General features: G+C 43.5%; 4 protein-coding genes and 1 pseudogene. All 5 read left to right on the top strand.

The features are described from left to right. Positions 1 to 294 (top strand): annotated as a pseudogene (locus F6K20_RS32080) (metallophosphoesterase); the annotation flags it as partial. A gap of 62 nt (positions 295 to 356) precedes the next feature. After that, complete coding sequence (locus tag F6K20_RS32075; RefSeq protein WP_287297463.1) at positions 357 to 869, top strand: hypothetical protein; 513 nt, start codon at positions 357 to 359, stop codon at positions 867 to 869. A gap of 128 nt (positions 870 to 997) precedes the next feature. After that, a complete protein-coding gene (locus F6K20_RS32070) occupies positions 998 to 1,153 on the top strand; it encodes a hypothetical protein (RefSeq protein ID WP_287297461.1) in 156 nt (51 codons plus the stop codon). After that, complete coding sequence (locus F6K20_RS32065; RefSeq protein ID WP_287297459.1) at positions 1,140 to 1,658, top strand: DUF4365 domain-containing protein; 519 nt, start codon at positions 1,140 to 1,142, stop codon at positions 1,656 to 1,658. The genes F6K20_RS32070 and F6K20_RS32065 overlap by 14 nt, the downstream gene beginning before the upstream one ends. A gap of 622 nt (positions 1,659 to 2,280) precedes the next feature. Then, positions 2,281 to 2,835 (top strand): CAP domain-containing protein, encoded by a 555-nt coding sequence (locus F6K20_RS32060; RefSeq protein WP_287265406.1) that lies wholly within the window; start codon positions 2,281 to 2,283, stop codon positions 2,833 to 2,835. The last annotated feature ends 132 nt before the right edge of the window (positions 2,836 to 2,967 follow it).

Here is a 2,967-nt window from a genome sequence, read left to right as displayed (position 1 = left end):
TTAAATTGGCTAGTTTGTGGCGGAAGTGGTGCTAGTTTGCGGGGTCAGCGCAAAGATGAGGTTGAAGTGATGGAAATTAGTCAGAGCGGTTATGTTCAAATGGTGGCGCGATCGCTTTTATTTATCGGACGCAAAGGTAAAGGCAGAACAGCCCGCTCTCCTCATACGTTCCTACGGATTGATGTACATCAGGGTGTGCCCCCTAAGTTTGTAATTCGGCCATTTGTAGTTGAGAAACTCAAGAATAAGTGGAGTAGTAGTGCTATCAAACCCTTTGTGCTCCAGAATCTGTAAACACTATGGAATTGAGAACTGCTATAGTATAATCCGTTGGTAGTCATAGGCCATAACAATAAATGAGTAAACTGCGCAACATACTAATGGGTGCTGGTATAGCAGCAGTCGGTGCGGTCGGAACTAAAGTGGCTGTGGATTATTTCCGCAACCGTGATAAAGAAGAGGAGAGGGACGAAAGTGAAGGTGATGCAGAAGCTACCTCTCCCCAAGAAGTTGCCTACGCTATCGTACAAGACAGTTCTGTGCAAAACTTCTTGGATGCTAGCTTTGGTGATGCTGGTCGTTATGTCCCCACTCGTGCGCCTAAGATGTTCGACTATCAAGACCAACAATATATGGTGATTTGGGCTTACGACAATCAGAAAGAAAAAAACCAAATGTTGGCATTCATCTATACCGATGAGGGTCGTAAGATGGTGGCTAGTGTTGGATATACTGCTGACGCAACGGATTATAATATAAATTTAGACAGCACACCCTTCGCTGTTGAAGTTAATGGGGAACAAATTACCTCCGGTCAAGATGAAACTGGCGGAGCTGATGAAGTAGATTTTGTCCTAGCTGGTAGTTAAATCGAAGTTTTGATTGGATAATCTCTGAATACTAAAAGCGATCGCTTGTCTAGGGTGATAAGCGATCGCTTTTATTTCAAGCTAAACTCTCATGATCTATAGCAATTGTCCTCAGGAGTGAGGTAAACATGATTGTTTACCACTCCCTACTCCCTACTCCCTACTCCCTACTCCCTACTCCCTACTCCCTAAAACCCAGAACGAAAGTACTGACCCAATTGAAAACTGCTGTAAGCTATAGAGTAAATCATTTCTATCGCTTCCGGTCTAATGAAGAAAAATAAACGACCGAGAGAACAAATTATTGCTGATCTCAGTATCAATTATGTGGAACGATATATATTATTATGTGGTTACTCAGTACAAAGAGTTGAGCTTGAGTACACCTATGGTTTTGACCTGATTATCTTTACCTATGATGCCAATAGTGAACTTGAAAATGGTAAAATTTACGTCAAGCTAAAGGCAACCGATTTTCTGAGCATGCTATCCGCTGACCAAGAAACCATAGGCTTTCCCCTAGGACGCTCAGACATAGAACCATGGTTAAAAGAACCAATGCCATGTATCCTGATTGTATACGATGCTCAGCTCGATCTAGCCTATTGGCTGTACTTGCAAGCCTACTTTGAAAACTGGGAAAACTTTGATCCATGGCAAATGGAAGAAACGATTACTGTTAATCTTCCTAAAAAGAATATTATCAATCAAAATGCCATAAAAAAATTCGCTCGATATAAAAACGATGTGCTGCGGCAGTTACCGGGAGTGATTCGTTATCGTTCCTAGAAACGTTATTTTTCAAGAGTGTCAGCATTCAGCATTCAGCATTCAGCTATCAGCGGTCAGCTATCAGCGGTCAGCTCTGAGCAGATCAAAAAAATGATTACCTGTTTTCTTGATGCAAAGCGCGAGTGGGGGAAACCCCCGCAGGTCGGCGCTGCATCGCTTGTTCAAAAGCATCTCAAGTAGCGTGGCACAGGCTTCTAGCCTGTGAATTAGCCCATAAGCTGAATGCTGATAACTGATAACTGATAGATGATAACTGATAACTGATAGATGATAACTGATAGATGATAACTGATAGATGATAACTGATAAATAATAGCTGATATAAATTTAACTATTAATAGTTATAAAAAGGCATGATAATCAAGGAATGAAAATGCGATCGCCTTTCGGCCACACTAAGCGATTGGCCTTTCGGCCACGCTACGCGAACGCACAAAACCATCCTCTGGGAAATTCCCATAAACCTCAAAATTAGGGAACCTTTTCAGGGGAGGCTTAGTCGATAGATAGAGCAATCCCCTTGAAAAGCTGAATCGGATTGCTATATATATCTAGCGCCATATTAATGGCTACCGGGTGCAATCAGATCTGTTGCAGATATTGACCCATGAGGTAATTTATGCATAAAATCCATTTTTGGGCAATTGCTCCGCTTAGTTTGCTCGGATTATTTGAAATAGCGCTTCAGTCTAGCTCAGTTCTGGCTAACCCTTACTCCAATAACACTCTCCAGAGAGGTTCTCAGGAGCAGATAACTGTGCTAACCAGTAGCTCATCCTTAGCTAAATTCAATACTGAGTTGCTTGGACTAACCAATGCTGAACGGCGAAAAGCTGGCTTGCCACCATTACAGCTTTCTGCTGAGCTAACTCAAGCCGCACAGCTACACGCTGAAGATATGGTGCGCAATGGTTTTTTCAGCCATACTGGTTCAGATGGTTCTAAAATAAGCGATCGCGCTAAAGCAGCAGGTTACCTCTATTCCTATGTTGGTGAAAACATTGCCGCAGGTTACCCGACTCCTGCTCAAACCATTAGGCAATGGATGAAAAGCTCTGGTCATCGCCGTAATATACTCAAGCCTCAGTATCAAGAAATTGGCTTTGGTTATGTCAGCGACCCTTCCAGTCCCTATCGCCACTACTGGGTGCAGGTGTTTGGTTCCCCTCGTTAATACTCAGTCGGGAGTCGGGAGCGGTGCGACCCGTGGCGAATTTAATTCGACGACTGTAAGCGCACCGAGGGAGTCGGGAGCGGTGCGACCCGTGGCGAATTTAATTCGACGACTGTAAGCGCACCGAGGGAA

It is taken from the genome of Moorena sp. SIO2C4, from assembly GCF_010672485.1.
Lineage (GTDB): Bacteria > Cyanobacteriota > Cyanobacteriia > Cyanobacteriales > Coleofasciculaceae > Moorena > Moorena producens.
This window is presented reverse-complemented; position numbering and strand designations above follow the sequence as displayed.